This window comes from Bradyrhizobium sp. WSM471 (assembly GCF_000244915.1).
Classification (GTDB): domain Bacteria; phylum Pseudomonadota; class Alphaproteobacteria; order Rhizobiales; family Xanthobacteraceae; genus Bradyrhizobium.
In genome coordinates this window covers 1599842-1616890 of sequence record NZ_CM001442.1, presented here as the reverse complement: position 1 = coordinate 1616890, position 17049 = coordinate 1599842, and the positions used below count along the sequence as shown (strand labels likewise).

Sequence of the window (17049 nt, the reverse complement as noted above, 5' to 3'; positions counted from 1 at the left end):
TCGCTGGAAATGAACGAGTCTTTGAAGACGACCCGTAGGCTGTCTGCCGTCAGAGGAGAAATCCAGGGCAGCGGGCCTAACCAACGCACCCGCGCGATGTCACAAATTGCGCTTTCAGTTTCAGCACTTCTTTCGTAACCCTACGCGGTAGGCCGCAGCGCGCTGATCTTTCCAGTTAACCGTTAGAGCTCGTCGGACTCCTCGGTTTTCGGCTTCATCGTCGCAGCGAGCACTTGGCGGCGTTTTTCGATGATGCTAGGGTCCTCTTTGTGGATTGCGATCAGCTCTTTGAGGTTCTCGATCCCCTCATCGGTGAACGCCATCACCCCATCTTCATCGACGCCCACGACCCATAGCTGGCCATCCTCGGGGTCCATTTCTTCGGCGACCTCGAACAGCCATTCCTCGTCTTCTCCAAGCATCTCGGCGACATGGCCGAGGGTAAACACGTGGCTGACTTTGTTGACGGGCCCCATCAAGCCGCCTGCGCCGCGAGGCCTTGCTGTTGCGCAATCTTCCAGTTCCAGGGCAGCAGCTCATCGAGCCTGTGGGCGGGGTGGATGGCGATGCGAGCGAGTACATCGGCAAGCCAGACCTGAGGATCGACGTCGTTCATCTTCGCAGAGACGATGAGGCTATACATGGCGGCGGCACGACGCCCTCCGCGGTCGGACCCGCAGAATAACCAAGACTTTCTGCCCAATGCGATGCCGCGCAGCGCTCTTTCGGCGGCGTTGTTCGAGAGACAGACGCGGCCATCGTCGAGGAAGCGTGTGAAGGAGCCCCAGCGCTTGAACATGTAGTTCATGGCCTTGGCCAGATCGTGACCGCGGGAGAGCTTGGCGCACTGCTCACGCATATAGGCTTCCAGATCGGCAACCAACGGAGCGCTCTGCGCCTGGCGGACAGCCTCTCGGTGGTCGGCGCCTTGGCCATTGATCGTGCGCTCGATTGCGAAGAGGGCGTCGATGCGACGCACGATCTCGATCGCAATCGGCGAGAGGGCGATCTCCTTCTTGCCAGCAGCCTTACGTCGCGCGTTTTCCTCAAGATCCGCCATGGCGAAGAACAGGCGCCGGGCATGCACCCAACAGGCCGCCTCCCTGATAGGCCCAGGACTTCGCGGGGGCTCGTAGAGTTTGGTGTATCCGCCGAAGGCGTCGGCCTGCAGGATACCGCTATAGTTGGCCAGATGCGCCTGCGGATGCTCGCCCCTTCGATCGCGCGAGTAATAGAACATTGCCGCCGGCGGATCTGAGCCGCCGAAGGGGCGGTCGTCCTTTACATAGACCCAGCATCGAGCGACATCGCACTTGCCCAAGGCCAGCACGGGCACGGTGGTGTCGTCGCCGTGGAGGCGTTCGGATGCCATGACGTGGGCTTCCAACAGACGCAACAGCGGCTCCAATACCGTGCAGCACGCTCCGACGGCGTCGGCTGCGGTCGACAGACTGATCGGCACGCCTTCCAACGCGTAACGCTCGGTTTGCCGGTTCAGAGGCTGATGCTGGCCGAACTTCTCATAGAGCAGCATGGCCAGCAGGCTCGGCCCCGCCCACCCTCGCGGGATCACATGGAATGGCGCCGGTGCCTGGCTGATCTTCTCGCAGTCGCGGCAAGAGAACTTCTCGCGCACCGTCTCGATTACCTTCCACTGACGCGGCACCGATTCCAGCGTTCGGGTCACATCTTCGCCGAGCTTGCGCAAGCGATTGCCGCCGCAGCATTCGCACGCCGTCGGCGGATCGATCACCACCCGCTCGCGCGGAAGGTGGTCTGGGAACGTGTTGCGCTCAGCGCGCTTGCGCGTAAATCCGTCAACCGTAGTCGTTTTGGCGACTGCCTGCTCCGCCGCCAATTCGTCTTCCGTCGCGTTAGCTTCCAATTCTTCGAAGGTAAGCGCCAGCTGGTCGATCAACCGCGCCGAGCGCTCCGATTTCTGGCCGTAAACCTGGCGCTCGAGCTTCGCTATCCGCAAGGTCTGCTGCACAATCAGCGCGGCGTCCTCCGACGCCTTTGCCCGCGCTACCGCCAGCTCCGCTTTCAGCGCGGCGTTTTCTTCGGCAAGAGCGGCGCGATCAGCATCCATGAGACGAAGTGAATCATAGTTTTAGTGATTTGCGGCACCCCAAAATACGCGGGTTTCCACATTTTTCTTCGCTCATCCCGCCCTTGTCGGCCGCCACGTCAGTTGTGGATTGCGCCAATCGATCCCTTCGAGCATGTACGCCATCTGCGCCGCCGAGATCGACACCGCGTCACCTGACGCCGAAGGCCAGATGAACTTTCCGCGATCCAAGCGTTTCGCATAGAGCGACAGCCCGATCCCGTCATGCCAGAGGATCTTTGCCAAATCGCCACGCCGGCCTCGGAAGATATAGAGATCTCCGGCGTGGGGATCCCGCTTCAGGCTCTCCTGAACCTGCAAAGCCAGACCCTGCATGCCGCGACGCATGTCGGTGTGGCCGGTTGCGATCCAGACTCTGACGCCACCCGGTATCGGGATCATCGCCGGCTCAGAACATCAAGGACCCGCCCCAACGCGTCAGCATCGACGTTCTCGTCAACGCTGACACGCTTGCCGCCACCGAGTTCGATCTCGATCAGGCCCCGGCGCCTCCGGGGCGAAATCACCGCTGGGGCTTCAATCGATGGAACGCTTTCGGTCGCACCCGGGGTGAGCTGAACAGGGACAAGCTTCGGTCCCGCCGAAACGACACTCGCCAGGCGCGCCCGCCGCCGCCACGTGAACACCAAACTCGTCGAAATGCCGTGCCGCCGCGCGATCTCCGTCACAACCGCGCCGGGCGCCAGCGTCTCTTCGATGATCCGCATCTTATCGTCGCGAGACCAGCGACGACGACGCTCAACCCCGCCCAGGACCTCTACCCGCATCTACCGACCTTAAGGCTAGCCTTAAAGCTAGATCCTCGTCGGATACCTGCAACTCAACAAGGCGGCCCACCCCGGAGGAATACCTTCTTTCCCCCGATAATGCGATCCCAAGAATGTCAATCTGGCGCTTTCGCAATGCCTCAATCGGCAGCAGGGAGTGATTGATGGTCCCGAGTAGCGTGCGGGCGCGGAGCACGACGGGAAGCCGCCACCCCTCGAAGATGTCGATGTAGAGTGGGCTACGGTTCAGCGGCACCATCAGCCCGCGGGCGCCTTCGATGACGAGCGGTCCCTCCCCGGCCTGCGTCCCGATGAGCGAATTCCGTCTATCTCGGCCGAATGATGCGGGGAAGCGGGTATTTTAAGGCGGTAACGCTCCGGAAGTATCCGATCGGCCGGAAGACCGCTCAGCCGTGCAACCAGCTGGCCATCGGTCTCCCCTTCAAAACGATTCTCGCCAACGATATAGGGCAGGATCTGCGAATTCGAAGGACTTCTCTCGCCTCGCACAGCCATCTCCCGATGCGTGAACGCGACCAGCTTCGTCAGCCGTTCTTCGCTCCGGCTCCTCCTGCAGGATCAACAGAGACTCCCGCACGGCCACCGCCATAAACAGCGACCGAGCGGTCGCGAAGATGAACGGGCGACAGCGATTGATCGTGCGCAGCACGCCAGAGGCGGTGACAAGCGCGCCGGAAGCTCCCAGCGCCTTACCGCAGGTATGAACAACGAGGAGATTCTCGCGTCCTTCATAGGCCGCCGAGAGCCCTCGCCCTTGCTCGCCGTAAACGCCAGTTGCATGAGCTTCGTCGACAACCATGAACGAATCGTGCAGGTGCGCGATCCCGAGCAGGTCTCCAAGCGGTGCGACTTCGCCATGCATGCTGTAGAGGCTCTCGACTACGATCCAGACCCGCCCGGCTCCTGCGGAGGGGCGCCCGTCGCAAATTGCGCTTTCGATAGCCTGCGGATTGTTATGGGCACTGATTCGAAACGCTGCTCGGCCCGTTCGCGCTCCTTCATGAATACTGGCGTGAACCAGCGAATCAAGGACGAGCAGGTCGTCTTGTTGCGACAGCCTTGTCAGCACAGCAACATACCCGCAATGACGGAATTCATTCATCACTCGCTGAGCAACGATGGACGCCGCAAAACTCCCAACTGGCAGGACAGGGTCTTCCCGCGTTGGCTTGTTGGGTTCAAACTTGCAGGATGGGATTTTCTCGATCAACCGGCACAATGCACGGCCTGACGATGCTCGCATCCTCCTCGTCAAGTGACGCGTATGCAACGATACTTATCTTATCTGCGGGCATCGCCAGTCGCGCCGCCGCACCGTTTACGTCTACGGTGCCGGACCCTTGTGGCGCTTCTGTCACAAACGTTGCAAAGCGTGTTCCCGTCTCGAGGTTGTACAGTTCGACGCGAACGTTAATCGGATACCGGTCGCGTCCAGCAGCGCGCGATCAATCGAGATCGAGCCTTCATAGTGCAGGTCGGATTCAGTGATCGAGGCGCAATGATATCGTTCCCTTCATCAGGACAATCTGCATTTCTTTACCTAGGCTGATGGCTTGCGCGCGGCACGCCCATTGTTCTGGATGACTTAAAGCGGGTCAGACATAATACCGAGCCGGGCTAGCACACTTGCACCCGGTCAACTTGCGGATTTTTGGTCGTCAGCAACACATCGCCGACAAAGATGGAATTCGCACCGGCCAAGAAGCATAGGGCCTGGAGTTCATCAGTCATGTACTGACGCCCGGCGGCGAACCGTATGACGCCGTTGGGCATCATGCTCCGCGCGGTCGCCACCAGGCGCACCAGTGCAATCGGATCCGGACGCTCCGCCGTGAACCTCACTGGCACGCCATTCACCTCGTTCCAGAGCTTGATCCAGATGCTTTCCGGATGGTTCGGAAGATTGGCGAGCAGTAGCAGCATGCCGAAACGGTCCTCGGCGTCGTCACCGATGCCAATAATTCCGCCGCAGCAGATTTTGATGCCCGCCTGGCGCACGGGCGTAAGAGTGTCGACTCGCTCTTGCAAGGTCCGGGTCGTGATGATGCTGCGGTAGAACTCAGGCGAGGTGTCCACGTTGTGATTGTAGAAATCGGGGCCGGCCTCGGCGAGCCGTGCGGCGTGCTTTGGCGTGAGCATGCCGAGCACTACGCACGTCTCCATGCCACAATCTTTAACGGCGGCAATCATATCGCAGACCTGATCGAGGTCGGGTCCTTTGGATTGCGCCAGGCGGCCACGCAGAAGCGGGTCGCCCCGGCGGCCTTGGCCCGTTGCGCGGCGGCGACCACGTCAGACCGATCCATCAAGCGAGCCGCCTTCAGTCCAGTGGATACAAACACTCACATGCGCAGCTCCGGAAACTACACTCTTGCCCGCTATTGAAGGAGAAATATCGCGGAGTTGCGCGGGCCATCGCGCGCATATCAGGCTAATAGCCGGCCCGCCTTCCAGGATTTCATTCGCAGCATCGAGGCACGCGCAACAACGCTGCCCGACGCGCCTCACCCAGGTCACTAGCCGATTCGTACGTAGTTGCGCCCCGTAGGTCCTTTACTGATGCGAGGATTTGGCCGCCCGCAATGTGTACCGGATCGACCGATCCGCTCTAATTCGTCACCTGGCCGATTCCTCGCTGGCGTTGTTATGCGCGTCACATTGCGTACAATAGACGAGCCGATTCTGCGGCGTGCCTTGCCGCTTTGAGAAGCGCAGCGGCCTTTGGTGCGCAGAGTGGTGCCCGCGGGCCTTTGGCGGGCCTGTGGCCGGCTAGGCTCCAGCGCCACTGCGCTCTCGATTAGGTGCCGCCGCTCGACTTGGCATCGATGCGGCCGGATCCGTTAAGACATGGCACTCATCTGCGCAAACAGAATTGCCGCTTCAGACGGCCCCAGCCCGACGATGCCCACGAAGGGTGACGGAGGCATCGGAATGACCTGACGGGTCGGCCTCCAGAGATGCAGGCAATAACGACTGTTGTTCACATACTGTGACTGAGGAGGATGCAGCTGCATCACGCATTCCTCCTGATGCCAAAACAGATCTTTGGCGAGACACATCTCCTCCCAATTTGGAGATCGCCGTGGCGTCGACACAGAGACATGCTCCCAGCCCGGACGAACGAAGCCGATGATCTTGAGCTGGCAGCCACAAGGCCCCTGCACGAAGAAGAGACCCGAAGGACCAGATCCGGGTGCGGTGGCGAACTGGCCATCGGCGCACGCGTCCCGCTTCGAGCCTTTCTACAATTTGCTTCCTCACACCTCCTCCCTCTTTTGACCGATAGGGTCAAATCCGGCACCACTCGTGTTGTCCGACTCATACATAGACCGGCCGCCGCGCCGGCATGGGCAATCCCAACTACTGCGGACCATCTGCACCGAACTTAGTTGGAAGACGAACATCGGCTTTGTCCGGATCGTCCAGCGGAGAGTTTCTCCTGCAGTTTATCTTTCGACACCTGATCTTTCCTTGGATTTTCTCGTGATTCGAGCCTTCGTTGCGAACTTGCCTCATGCAGACAATCGGCACAGACATCCACGATGGTTGTCGCGGCAAGCCGGGCCTGCAGGAGCTGCTGCCGCCCCTTCGCCTAAACAAGTCCGCAAGGTATGGCGTTGGGCTAACCGTGCTTGATGCCAGAACCGACTGAAATGCCTCAGAGCAACAATGGCGGCGGAGGCCATTTGGCGCGGCATGATCCGGCGAACCGGCTAGTTTGGCACCAAACAAACGTCATCGGCTTCAGAATGCAAAACGATGCCAATGTATCGACAGCTCGTCAACGAGAGGCTTTGCTCTTGCGACGATCTGACGGTGGGCTTTCATCTCAGTCCTTTTCATGTCGAGCGGTAGCCGGCTTACCGCCTGAGACACCGTCAATGCGTCATCTATGTGGCCGGTCACAACGGATCCACGGCCAGGGAACGCGTGACGAAGTTTCGCAGTTCAGCCCTAGAGGGCCTCGAGCTCCAACACGGCGAGACTTCGGTGGCCGCAGTCACAGTTCGCTCCGGTAGCGATCAGAACTGCCCGTCAAGCTCGCTTCTTTGCCGCCCCTCCGCGAGGCGAGCCAGCTTGTCATATTCCTCAGCGACCTTGAGGAGCCTGCATCTAGATGTGCCGTCCTCGATCGACTCCGCTTTTAGTCGGGTCGCTTCCGCACGGCCTCGCCAATGTTTGGCGTCTGAGAATAGATTTTTCTGCTTCATGCAAAAGAGGATGCAATGTTTAGATCAAGAAAATGCGACACCGGCCCTACGTAAGATCCCGTAGGCTGGCTTTCGCAAAAGCACCTCATTTGCAGTTAGCGCTGCCACTCGCTTTGTTAATGTCCGACATGCGACAAGTCGCTGGCAAGAGACGTAAGCGCGGCGAGTAAGCTTCACTGCAATCCCTCGGTGTGAGACGGCCGATTGGAAAGGCCACGCGAACGGAGCATGATCGACGAGATTTGGCTTCACCGGCCGTTCACGCAGAATTCTGCGCGAAATGCGCGGCTCTCGACATAAATGGCTTGAATCGGACGTGGCGTCAGATTGTAGGGTCTTCTTGCGGGCGAGCGTCCACGATCGCCTGCCGATGGCTTGGGAGCGACGGCTTGCAGACGGGACGCACTTGGCCTGTGCAGCAGACATTACGGGCTGAGGGCGCCAGCGCTACCTATCCGCACTCCAGTCAGCTTGCGTGAGCAATGTCGCGATCCGATTGCAGTTCGAGACCCTGGCCAGGGAAGGGTCGACAGATGACGCGCCCTGGACAAGCAGTCTCACTCGACCGGCACCGCTTGGAGCAGCACGTTCGCGCGGAGCACTCAGAGCTACCAAATCGAACGATGGCCACCCTCGATGAGCTTCTCGCAACGATCAGCCACGCTTGCCGTTGTCAGGACGTGCGCGCATTCTCAGTTTCACTATTCGACGATTCCAAGCAACTCACGAGATCAAATCGCGCACGCTTCCTGCGAAAGGCCGCGACTGCGTTCAAGATCGCATTTGTTCCACGATTTGAGGAAGACATCCGCCTCAAGCTAGCATCGAAATACGCCACAATATGTGATGCGCTCAGCCGGCAGTCTGGCGGTCAGGCAGGTACCGATCTTTCCAAAGCTCTAGCGGCTCAGCTCTCCCGCTTTAATGACGCACTGATGGAACAAGTCGACTTCACATCACTTTCGCTCTTTGCGTGTTCATTCGGCCGCCATCCTGCGTCTTCCGACTGCCGCGATGGCGTGATCAGAATTGCTGAAGTTTGCCGCGACAAGAGCGAGCCGCTCCAGGACCTAACCGGCCAGCACCTATCATTGCTGATAAGCGGCCTTAGCAAGTGGCCGGATCAACCGGCGGTTCGTGAAGCCGCTCTCAGGATCGCGACTGAGATTTCTTGCCGTACGCGTTCGGATGATCGCCTCTCAGCGCTCACCCCGCGGCATCTATCAATGCTCGTGAACGGCGTCGGAAAATGGCTAGGAGAGGAACGCTTTCACACGGCAGTTGTGATCATCGCAGATGAGCTTGTGCGCCGAAGCGATCGACTCTCCGATTTTACCCAGGAACAGCTGGCGAATCTGATCAGCGTCTTTAGCAAGCGGCCGGAAAATTCCAGTTGTCGCAAGGCAGCGATCGCGATCAGCAACGAACTTCTCCGCCGCTCCGATCAGCTCCCCGATTTCAGTCAGCAGCGTCTGGCTAAGCTTGTAAACGGATTCAGCAGGTGGCCGGGCGAGCTCGCGCCTCGGCAAGCCACCGCCAAGATTGCAGGAGAACTCGTTCGTCGCGGGCTTTCCGTCGATCACCATGAGTTGGCGAGCCTGGTAAACGGCTTCAGCAAATGGACGGCGGAGGTTGCCTGTCTCGCGGCGAGCGTCGCGATCGCGGATCAAGTCATCCGCCACGCTCGCGGTGCCGAGCGCCTCTCTTATTTTCGTTACCAGGAACTCGGGGTGCTGGTAAACGGTTTCAGCAAATGGCGGCAGGACCCGAGCTGCCGCCAAGCCACAATTGAAATTGCCGGTGAAGTGCTCGCCCGCTGTGACCGCGCCGACGGCGTCTCCTGCATTACTGAACAGGCACTGGCGAACCTCGTAAATGGGTTCAGCAAGTGGCCACAACAGCTGTCTCTTCGCGACGCGACGGCTGCGCTCGCCCGGGAGGTCGTTTACCGTGCCCGACGGGCCGGTCAGCTCTGTGATTTTACGCAGCAAGGACTGGCTATTCTGTTGAACGGCTTCAGCAAATGGCCAACGGAAGTTCCGCTGCGCGAAGCTAAGACTGCGATCGCGAACGAGGTCCTTTCTCGGGCGTGCCGTTCCAACCGGCTTTCTCATTTTACGCGTCGAGCACTGGCGATCCTCGCCAACGGCTTCAGCAAATGGCGACAAGAGGAGATCTCTCGCCATGTGACGGTAGCCATCGCGCAGGAGATTCTTCGCCGCGCTTTCCAGGTTTGTGATTTTAGCGAGCAGGAGCTTGCTCAGCTCATGCGTGCGTTCAGTCACTGGCCGAAAGAGGTCACCTCTCGCGAAGTCGCAGTCGTGATCTCCCAGGAGGTCCTGCGCCGCCTCACCGGGACTGCGCGTTTCACCGAGCAAGAGTTCGCATACTTGGCGAATGGGTTAGCCAAGTGGCCCGAAGTGGCGATCTGTCGTCGAGCCGCTGCGGCTATACGCAATTGGACAGCGCAAGGTGACCGACGACGAACACCATGTCACGCGGCGTTTTGAAGCAAACGGAACACGGCTGCACACTGCTCGTAAGGCACGAAGGGCTGCGCTGCTCCAAAGGACGATAACTCAATGCAGGATCACGCGAGCAAGCGGCGCGACCAACGGCACCACACTTTTAGGCGCGAGGTGATCGTGATAGGCGACGAGATGGGCTCGCAACCTCGTTCAGCGGGGCGGATTTCTGGTCGTACTTTCAGCCATCGAGGCAATGATCAACGCGTAGTGAGTGGCGAGGTTTTGACCGGCGGCACTATGTCGAATGGTACATTGAACGGCCGCGGCAGATCTCTGCAGATGCTCGGCGCTCTGCGTTCCACTTTCCAGAAGAGCACGGAGGCGGCGTCATCGCCGCCGCTCTCGGCAGAGATGCATCAAGTGTTCGCTCACGCCGCAGCCCTTTCGGGCGGATTGCTTCCGAGCCCGCGTCCATCGTGTTTTTCGGGACGGCAACAGCGCCTCCAGAGTGCAGTGGCTTCTGCAGCTTTGGAAGCCAAGCAGTCGTTCAACTGACGACCATGTAGCGCGAGCTCAAACCACAGGGAACTCTCTAATTATGCTCTGCCAGAAATGTCACAGAGATAACTGGTGCGAGATCGCAATGCACGATCCCTGGACCGGCCGACCAGTGATCACCTGCAACACTTGCGGCGAGTATGCCGAGTACAACAGCCTCGAGCGCGAAACGGCTCACGCGGTTATGGCAGCTACCTTGGCCTGTAGCGTGAGCATAGAGGACCGGCGCGATCCCCGGGTAGTTGCTGATAGGATCTTGGATGCACTGGAGAATGCCGGCCTAACAGTCGCTCGCGCCTCAAGATGAATGGGGAGGGGCGCCGATCGGCGCCGCCTACGAGGCCCTGCCCGGCGATCAGAGAGCATGGGCTGCGCCGCTCGCTCCAACAGCCGTTTGATTGCCGGCAGACTTTCCGCCTTTTCCCTGGCCGCTCTGGAGTTGCACGCGCCCATAGCAACTGTTGGAGACCAGCCACGATTATAGCAAACGCACCAATCCGGACCTAAACCGCGATGCTCTGAACGGGTCCAGGGCTGAGCACCGCTGGGCGCCGTCTTCCAACCCATGACGGCCCCCACATGGATCGAACCCGCAATGATCGCTGACCTGACGCGGGCTGCACCTGATGGCGCCTTTCGAGGTCCATCGTTCAAAGTTTGTCTGGAACGGCAAAGTCACTGCTCAGTGCCTTGACGGGAATTGCACTCATTGACCAGAATAACCGCTGCCGATGGATCTCGTTCCCATTCTGCCCAGCGGCGCCAGCCCCGAGAAATCCCGGGAAACAGCCCCATCCAGACAGTGTAGCGGGAGAGCTCGGCCGGATAGACGAGGCGCCAATTCGCACAGATGCCACAGAGCATCCTCGCCATGGAGCTTCGATTCGGCCGGCGAGCCGCGCTCCTATTCCATGGACCTTACAAGAACTTCATTGACACGCGTGGTCGCTCGTTGCCACGACCAGCAGCCTCACCGCCGCGGCGTAGCTATGCCGGCACACTTGGGCAGACCCTGGCTGCGCAATTCCGCGGAGGACGAATAGCGAAAGCCAGCCGCTTTGGCGCAGCGCCTCCCGCCCTCCTCCCGTCGCGGCAGGCTCCTGGCGTGAGATATTCCCGCAATCACCCCCGCAGGGGATTGAATCGTACGTAGCGTCAGATTGTAGAGTGCCCCTGCTAGGTGGCTCCAATCTTCAGTCGCCCTAGAATTCCTGTGGACAAAAGCGGAGCAAGCCGATCGCGTGTGATGAGAGGTGTTCTGCCAAAGCGGCTGAGGAATCGCGCTGAGTACGAGGACGCTGTTCCTGTTCTGTCTACGCAAATCGTCAAGTCGCATGAGGTCACGATTGCCTAGATGTAAGAAGGACCAATCCAGCATTGGAGACTTCGAAATACGGTTGCGAGCGCCAAGTGCCAACAAGCCGCTGCGAGATTGATGCGCTATCCTGGAGCGGTGATGTGAGAAGACCCGATGGATCCAACACGGTGTTGCTCGTCGACCATTGTGAGGGCCAATGTCGGGCAATTGTTGGCTTCAAGAATGGCGATCCTGGAAGAGCGTATATGTGCGGGGAACCAATTGTGACGGGACTGCGCCAAAAGCCGTCATCATGGTGCGCTTATCACCATGTCCGAATGCACGTCATGCCATGGTCGGACGGACGCGCCCGTCCTTGAACGAAAGCAGACTAGAAGACAACGAGTAGTGCGGGACGAGGGCGCGGCATGGATAGCGGCTGATTGCGGCAGCAAGAGAGCTGCCGCTAGCTCCGCGAGCTGGGCCTGCTCGAGATGCAGGCCTGACGATTGCCCCGGGGCCGACGCCGATGCAGGCAACGAGCCCTTTAACACCCGACGAACGAGCATTGGAAACCTCATGTGATCGCCTTGGAACGGAAATGATGTGGAAGTTTAGACACGCGAGCGATCGAAGATTGATCTCGGCACCTTGATTGAGCGCTACGCGGCGTTCAAACCTGATAAGCCAGCGATCCATTTCGATGGCGCGCCTCTAAGCTCACGCCCGTTTTGGCGCATTCGAGCAGGCGGCGCGTGCTTAGATAGCCCTGGTCGGCTCCCTCCACGATCAGCTCCATCCCGCGTGTTTCTGCCGTGGGGCTGCAACATGCGCGCCTTCCCCTTTGCTTGTCCGACCACCAACACGATCGTCCAGGAATTGATCGATGATACGGACTGCGCGACAGAGAACAACTTTCAAGGATTTGCTTGCCCGGCTTGCTCGCAGTCGCACTGGATGAACAGCAAGACTAGAAAACTTCTAGGCAAGGACAAGGAATGAGGGACACTCCCTGGCTCGACGCGCAAGCTGAGCACGGAGAGACTGTAGAACGCTTCTCGGCCAAATGGTCTGCTACCTCTTAGCTGCCCCGCAATTCATTGGGCGCACCCAAGCAATAGAGAAGCGCCTGACGAAGGCCGAACAAACTCTGCCGGACTACAAACTTTCGTATAGTCCTTCAAAACTCTTTCGAGGTGGGAGGTTTACCTCCGTACAGTTGAGCAATCGACGCAATACCTGTAGAGGTCCACACTTCGGCAGTTCGAGAGCGTGACGCTTCCGCATTTCGAAGAGCCAGCCGCGATTGACGTCGTCGATCGGGGAACGACATTAGCCTGCGCAGAGAAATCATTTTGTTAAACCTAGAGAGCAAACGGCGGGTCGCTCTAATCACCGGCGTGACCGGCCAGGACGGCGCCTATCTTTCCGAACATCTGCTGTCGCTCGGCTATGTCGTGCACGGCATCAAGCGGCGCTCGTCCTCGTTCAACACCGCGCGCGTTGATCATCTCTACCAGGATCCGCATGTCGGCGACGTGCCGTTCCTGATGCACTACGGCGACATGACGGACTCGAGCAATTTGATCCGCCTGGTGCAGCAGATCCGGCCGACCGAGATCTACAATCTCGCCGCCCAGAGCCACGTCGCCGTCAGCTTCGAGAGCCCGGAATACACCGCCAACGCCGACGGCATCGGCGTACTCCGACTGCTGGAAGCGATCCGTATCCTCGGCATGGAGAAGGAGACGCGGTTCTACCAAGCCTCGACTTCGGAGCTCTACGGCCTCGTCCAGGAGATCCCGCAGAAGGAGACCACGCCGTTCTATCCGCGCTCGCCTTACGGCGTGGCAAAACTCTACGGCTACTGGATCACGGTGAACTACCGCGAAGCCTATGGCATGTTCGCGAGCAACGGCATCCTGTTCAATCACGAGAGCCCGATCCGCGGCGAGACGTTTGTGACCCGCAAGATCACGCGCGCTGTCGCCCGTATCGAGGTCGGGCTGGAGGAGACGCTCTATCTCGGCAATCTCGAAGCCAAGCGCGACTGGGGCCATGCGCGCGACTGCGTCGAGGGCATGCACAAGATCCTGCAAGCCGACAAGCCCGACGATTTCGTGCTCGCCACCGGCGAGATGCACTCGGTGCGCGAGATGGTCGAGCTGTCGTTCGCGCAAGTTGGCCGCCGCATCGCATGGCGCGGGGCAGGCGTCGAGGAGACCGGCGTGGACGAGACGAGCGGCAAGACGGTGGTGAAGATCGATCCGGCCTATTTCCGCCCCACCGAGGTCGATCTCCTGGTCGGCGACGCCAGCAAGGCGCGCGAGGTGCTCGGCTGGACGCCGAAGCGGAGCTTTGCAGAGCTCGTCGCGGAGATGATGGCGAGCGATCTGGCGGTAGCAAAATGGGACGCGACGAGTGGCAAACGCTCCGTTTGAGCTGACAGGCAAGAGTGTCTACGTAGCCGGCCATCGCGGCATGGTCGGCAGCGCGCTTGCGCGCCGGCTGGCGCGGGAGGACGTCAAGCTCGTCACCGTGGACCGGCGCGAGGTTGATCTGCGCAACCAGGCCGCGGTGTTCGACTGGATCGCGAGGACGCGGCCGCAGGTGATCTTCCTCGCCGCGGCAAAGGTCGGCGGCATCGTCGCCAACAACACGCTGCGCGCCGAGTTCATCTACGACAACATCGCGATCGCGGCGAACGTGATCCAGGCCGCGCATCGGAACGGCGCCGAGAAGCTGATGTTCTTGGGGTCGTCCTGCATCTACCCGAAGCTGGCGGCGCAGCCGTTGCGCGAAGATTCCGTGCTGACCGGCCCGCTCGAGCCGACCAACGAGCCCTATGCAATTGCAAAAATTGCCGGCATTAAGATGGCGGAGGCCTATCGCAGCCAGTATGGCAGCGACTTCATCAGCGTAATGCCAACCAATCTCTACGGCCCCGGCGACAATTATCACCCCGAAATGAGCCACGTGGTCGCGGCGCTGATCCGCCGCTTCCACGAGGCCAAAGTGTCGGGCGCGAAGAGCGTCATTGTGTGGGGCACCGGCACGCCGCGGCGCGAGTTCCTTTATGTCGACGACATGGCGGATGCCTGCGTGCACCTGATGAAGACCTATTCGAGTGCCGAGCTGGTTAATGTCGGCACGGGCGAGGACATCACCATCGCCGACTTCGCGCGGGTCGTCGCAGAAACCGTCGGTTACGGCGGCGAGATCAGTTTCGACAGCTCGCGGCCCGACGGCACGCCGCGCAAGCTGCTTGACGTCAGCCGGCTCGCAAAGCTCGGCTGGCGCGCGAGGACATGGCTTACAGATGGAATGCGGCAGACCTACCAGGACTTCTTAGCGGTATCGGCGAAATCGGACAAAAGGAGAGAATCATGCAGCTGTTAATTGCTGAGGGCGCTCATTCTCCGATTCCCAGAAAGTTGCTTCGGATCGTCTGGCGACTTCGATTGGGTTTCCGGTGTTGCTTTGAGCTCGCGCACGCCGAGTGACGCGTGCGCGATGGAAGGCCGGCACGACTACACCGGTCGATAAATAGCGAGCGAATTGGTCAGGCGCGTCTTGCGAGACGCTCTGTTTTGAAGTTGAGGTAAACTGGTTACCATGTGCGGAATTGTAGGCATCTTGGGGCGCGGTCCGGTCGCGGATCGCCTCATCGATTCACTTAAACGACTGGAATATCGCGGCTACGACTCAGCTGGCATCGGAACGCTCAAAGGAAATCATATCGAGCTTCGACGCGCCGAGGGAAAGCTGAAAAACCTTGAGACACGTGTTCGCTGCCATCCGCTTTCAGGCCATGTCGGGATTGGGCACACGCGCTGGGCTACTCATGGCAAGCCAACCGAACACAACGCTCATCCGCATGCAACGGACAATGTTGCAGTCGTCCATAACGGCATAATCGAGAACTTCCGGGAGCTGCGCACGGAGCTGAAACAGCATGGCGCCTGTTTCGCCTCTGAAACAGACACGGAGGTGGTGGCGCATCTCATCGAGTCTTATCTGAAGAATGGCAGCTCGCCGCAGGAGGCAGTAAAAGCGTCCCTGCCGCGGCTAGTGGGCGCGTTTGCGCTTGCAATTCTGTTCAAGGGCCGACACGACCTCATGATCGGTGCGCGCAAGGGCTCACCACTCGCGATCGGGCATGGCGAAGGCGAAATGTATCTCGGATCGGATGCTATCGCGCTCGCTCCCCTTACCGGCTTGATTACCTACCTTGAGGATGGCGATTGGGCTGTGCTCAACCGCAACTTCAGCGTGGTCTACGACGCACAAGGCACAGTCGTCCGCCGGGAGGCGGTGACCTCTGGCGCATCGTCGGTTCTCGTCGGCAAAGCACACTACCGCCACTTCATGGCGAAGGAAATCCACGAACAGCCAGAGGTGATCGGGCAGACGATGGCGCATTACGTCGATATTGCCAGCGAGAGCGTGGCACTGCCGCAGGAGCTTCCGTTCGACTTCAATGAGATCGGACATATCTCGGTCACGGCTTGCGGTACGGCAGGCTACGCCGGCCACATCGCCAAATACTGGTTCGAGCGGCTAGCTCGTATTCCGGTCGAGCTCGATGTCGCCTCCGAATTTCGGTATCGTGAGGCACCGATGCGCCAAGGAGATCTTGCGATCTTCATCTCGCAGTCCGGCGAGACCGCCGATACGCTGGCCGCGCTCCGCTACGCCAAATCGCAAGGTCTGCATACCCTCTCGATCGTGAACGTACTGAGTTCGACCATTGCGCGCGAAAGTGGGACAGTGTTGCCGACATTCGCGGGGCCCGAAATCGGCGTTGCCTCGACCAAGGCGTTCACATGTCAGCTCGTCGTCCTGGCGGCGCTTGCGGTCTCCGCGGGCAATGCGCGCGGTGAATTGTCGGAGGGCGACAGCATCGATCTGGTACGCGAGCTGATCGAAATTCCTCGGCTCGTTTCAGCGGCGCTGGCCAACGAGCCGCAGATCGAGAAGCTCGCACGCGACATCACCAAATCGCGTGACGTGCTATATCTTGGTCGCGGCACCTCGTTTCCACTGGCCATGGAAGGGGCACTGAAGCTGAAGGAGATATCCTATATTCACGCCGAGGGCTATGCGGCCGGGGAGCTCAAGCACGGCCCGATCGCCTTGGTCGACGAGAGTGTTCCCGTAATCGTCATCGCTCCTTCCGACCGGGTGTTCGAAAAGACCATCTCGAACATGCAGGAGGTCGCTGCACGCGGTGGCAAGATTATCTTGATAACCGACGCTAGGGGAGCCGCAGACGTGTCCATGGATTCACTCGCGACCATTGTGCTGCCGGAGATGGGTGCGACATTCACCTCGATTGTCTATGCGATTCCGGTGCAGCTCCTGGCCTACCACACGGCCATCCTCATAGGCACGGACGTCGACCAACCCCGAAATCTCGCGAAATCGGTAACCGTCGAATAAGGCAAAGTGATGCGACCTCGGTTGTCGTGGTCAGATTCCGAATGCGCAAGCCGCGGTCAGATCGAATCACGATGTGCCGCCCAGCTCCAGGCCCCGATGCCACCGCGAGGCTTGTGCCTGTTCTTGGTCCTGTTTACGGAGACGCCGGGTTTGGACC

Annotated in this window: 9 protein-coding genes and 4 pseudogenes; 5 read left to right on the top strand and 8 right to left on the bottom strand. The window is 59.8% G+C overall.

The window, feature by feature from the left end; all coding sequences use genetic code 11:
- Window positions 1-182 precede the first annotated feature (182 nt).
- The 8 genes and pseudogenes from BRA471DRAFT_RS07235 to bioB form a co-directional block, all read right to left on the bottom strand.
- Entirely contained in the window at window positions 183-476 is a 294-nt protein-coding gene (locus tag BRA471DRAFT_RS07235) for a hypothetical protein (protein ID WP_007605829.1), read from the bottom strand.
- Window positions 476-2089, bottom strand: a complete 1614-nt coding sequence (locus tag BRA471DRAFT_RS07230; protein ID WP_007605828.1) for an IS66 family transposase — start codon at window positions 2087-2089, stop codon at window positions 476-478. Before BRA471DRAFT_RS07230 ends, BRA471DRAFT_RS07235 begins: the two co-directional genes overlap by 1 nt.
- Window positions 2090-2161: 72 nt before the next feature.
- Entirely contained in the window at window positions 2162-2509 is a 348-nt protein-coding gene (gene tnpB, locus BRA471DRAFT_RS07225) for an IS66 family insertion sequence element accessory protein TnpB (RefSeq protein WP_007591027.1), read from the bottom strand.
- Window positions 2506-2895, bottom strand: a complete 390-nt coding sequence (locus tag BRA471DRAFT_RS07220) for a transposase (RefSeq protein ID WP_007591026.1) — start codon at window positions 2893-2895, stop codon at window positions 2506-2508. The genes tnpB and BRA471DRAFT_RS07220 overlap by 4 nt, the downstream gene beginning before the upstream one ends.
- A 73-nt stretch (window positions 2896-2968) precedes the next feature.
- Window positions 2969-3351 (bottom strand): annotated as a pseudogene (gene bioD / locus BRA471DRAFT_RS38720) (ATP-dependent dethiobiotin synthetase BioD); the annotation flags it as partial.
- Window positions 3346-3997, bottom strand: a pseudogene (locus BRA471DRAFT_RS07210) (aminotransferase class I/II-fold pyridoxal phosphate-dependent enzyme); the annotation flags it as partial. The pseudogenes BRA471DRAFT_RS07210 and bioD, both read right to left, overlap by 6 nt.
- A 97-nt stretch (window positions 3998-4094) precedes the next feature.
- Window positions 4095-4448 (bottom strand): annotated as a pseudogene (gene panD / locus BRA471DRAFT_RS36365) (aspartate 1-decarboxylase).
- A gap of 53 nt (window positions 4449-4501) precedes the next feature.
- Window positions 4502-5246 (bottom strand): annotated as a pseudogene (gene bioB, locus BRA471DRAFT_RS07205) (biotin synthase BioB); the annotation flags it as partial.
- Window positions 5247-7750: 2504 nt separating this feature from the next.
- Here bioB and BRA471DRAFT_RS07190 point away from each other — a divergent pair.
- The 5 genes from BRA471DRAFT_RS07190 to glmS all read left to right on the top strand — a co-directional run bounded on the left by BRA471DRAFT_RS07190 (window position 7751) and on the right by glmS (window position 16892).
- Window positions 7751-9637 (top strand): hypothetical protein, encoded by a 1887-nt coding sequence (locus BRA471DRAFT_RS07190; protein WP_231171048.1) that lies wholly within the window; start codon window positions 7751-7753, stop codon window positions 9635-9637.
- Window positions 9638-9709: 72 nt separating this feature from the next.
- Window positions 9710-10150, top strand: coding sequence for a hypothetical protein (locus BRA471DRAFT_RS38015; RefSeq protein WP_157234001.1), 441 nt, complete (start codon window positions 9710-9712; stop codon window positions 10148-10150).
- Window positions 10151-12805: 2655 nt separating this feature from the next.
- Entirely contained in the window at window positions 12806-13891 is a 1086-nt protein-coding gene (gene gmd / locus BRA471DRAFT_RS07185) for a GDP-mannose 4,6-dehydratase (protein ID WP_007605819.1), read from the top strand.
- Complete coding sequence (locus BRA471DRAFT_RS07180; RefSeq protein ID WP_007605818.1) at window positions 13872-14849, top strand: GDP-L-fucose synthase; 978 nt, start codon at window positions 13872-13874, stop codon at window positions 14847-14849. The genes gmd and BRA471DRAFT_RS07180 overlap by 20 nt, the downstream gene beginning before the upstream one ends.
- A 216-nt stretch (window positions 14850-15065) precedes the next feature.
- The gene (gene glmS, locus BRA471DRAFT_RS07175; RefSeq protein ID WP_007605816.1) at window positions 15066-16892 is read left to right on the top strand and encodes a glutamine--fructose-6-phosphate transaminase (isomerizing); all 1827 of its coding nucleotides are present in this window, start codon (window positions 15066-15068) and stop codon (window positions 16890-16892) included.
- Window positions 16893-17049: the final 157 nt, after the last annotated feature.

What these genes read in the sequence shown, in the direction of transcription:
- BRA471DRAFT_RS07190 (WP_231171048.1), top strand. Translation starts at nt 7,751, where the DNA reads ATGGCCACCCTCGATGAGCTTCTCGCAACGATCAGCCACGCTTGCCGT.
- tnpB (WP_007591027.1), bottom strand. Translation starts at nt 2,509, where the DNA reads ATGATCCCGATACCGGGTGGCGTCAGAGTCTGGATCGCAACCGGCCAC.
- BRA471DRAFT_RS07230 (WP_007605828.1), bottom strand. Translation starts at nt 2,089, where the DNA reads ATGGATGCTGATCGCGCCGCTCTTGCCGAAGAAAACGCCGCGCTGAAA.
- BRA471DRAFT_RS07220 (WP_007591026.1), bottom strand. Translation starts at nt 2,895, where the DNA reads ATGCGGGTAGAGGTCCTGGGCGGGGTTGAGCGTCGTCGTCGCTGGTCT.
- BRA471DRAFT_RS38015 (WP_157234001.1), top strand. Translation starts at nt 9,710, where the DNA reads ATGCAGGATCACGCGAGCAAGCGGCGCGACCAACGGCACCACACTTTT.
- BRA471DRAFT_RS07235 (WP_007605829.1), bottom strand. Translation starts at nt 476, where the DNA reads ATGGGGCCCGTCAACAAAGTCAGCCACGTGTTTACCCTCGGCCATGTC.
- glmS (WP_007605816.1), top strand. Translation starts at nt 15,066, where the DNA reads ATGTGCGGAATTGTAGGCATCTTGGGGCGCGGTCCGGTCGCGGATCGC.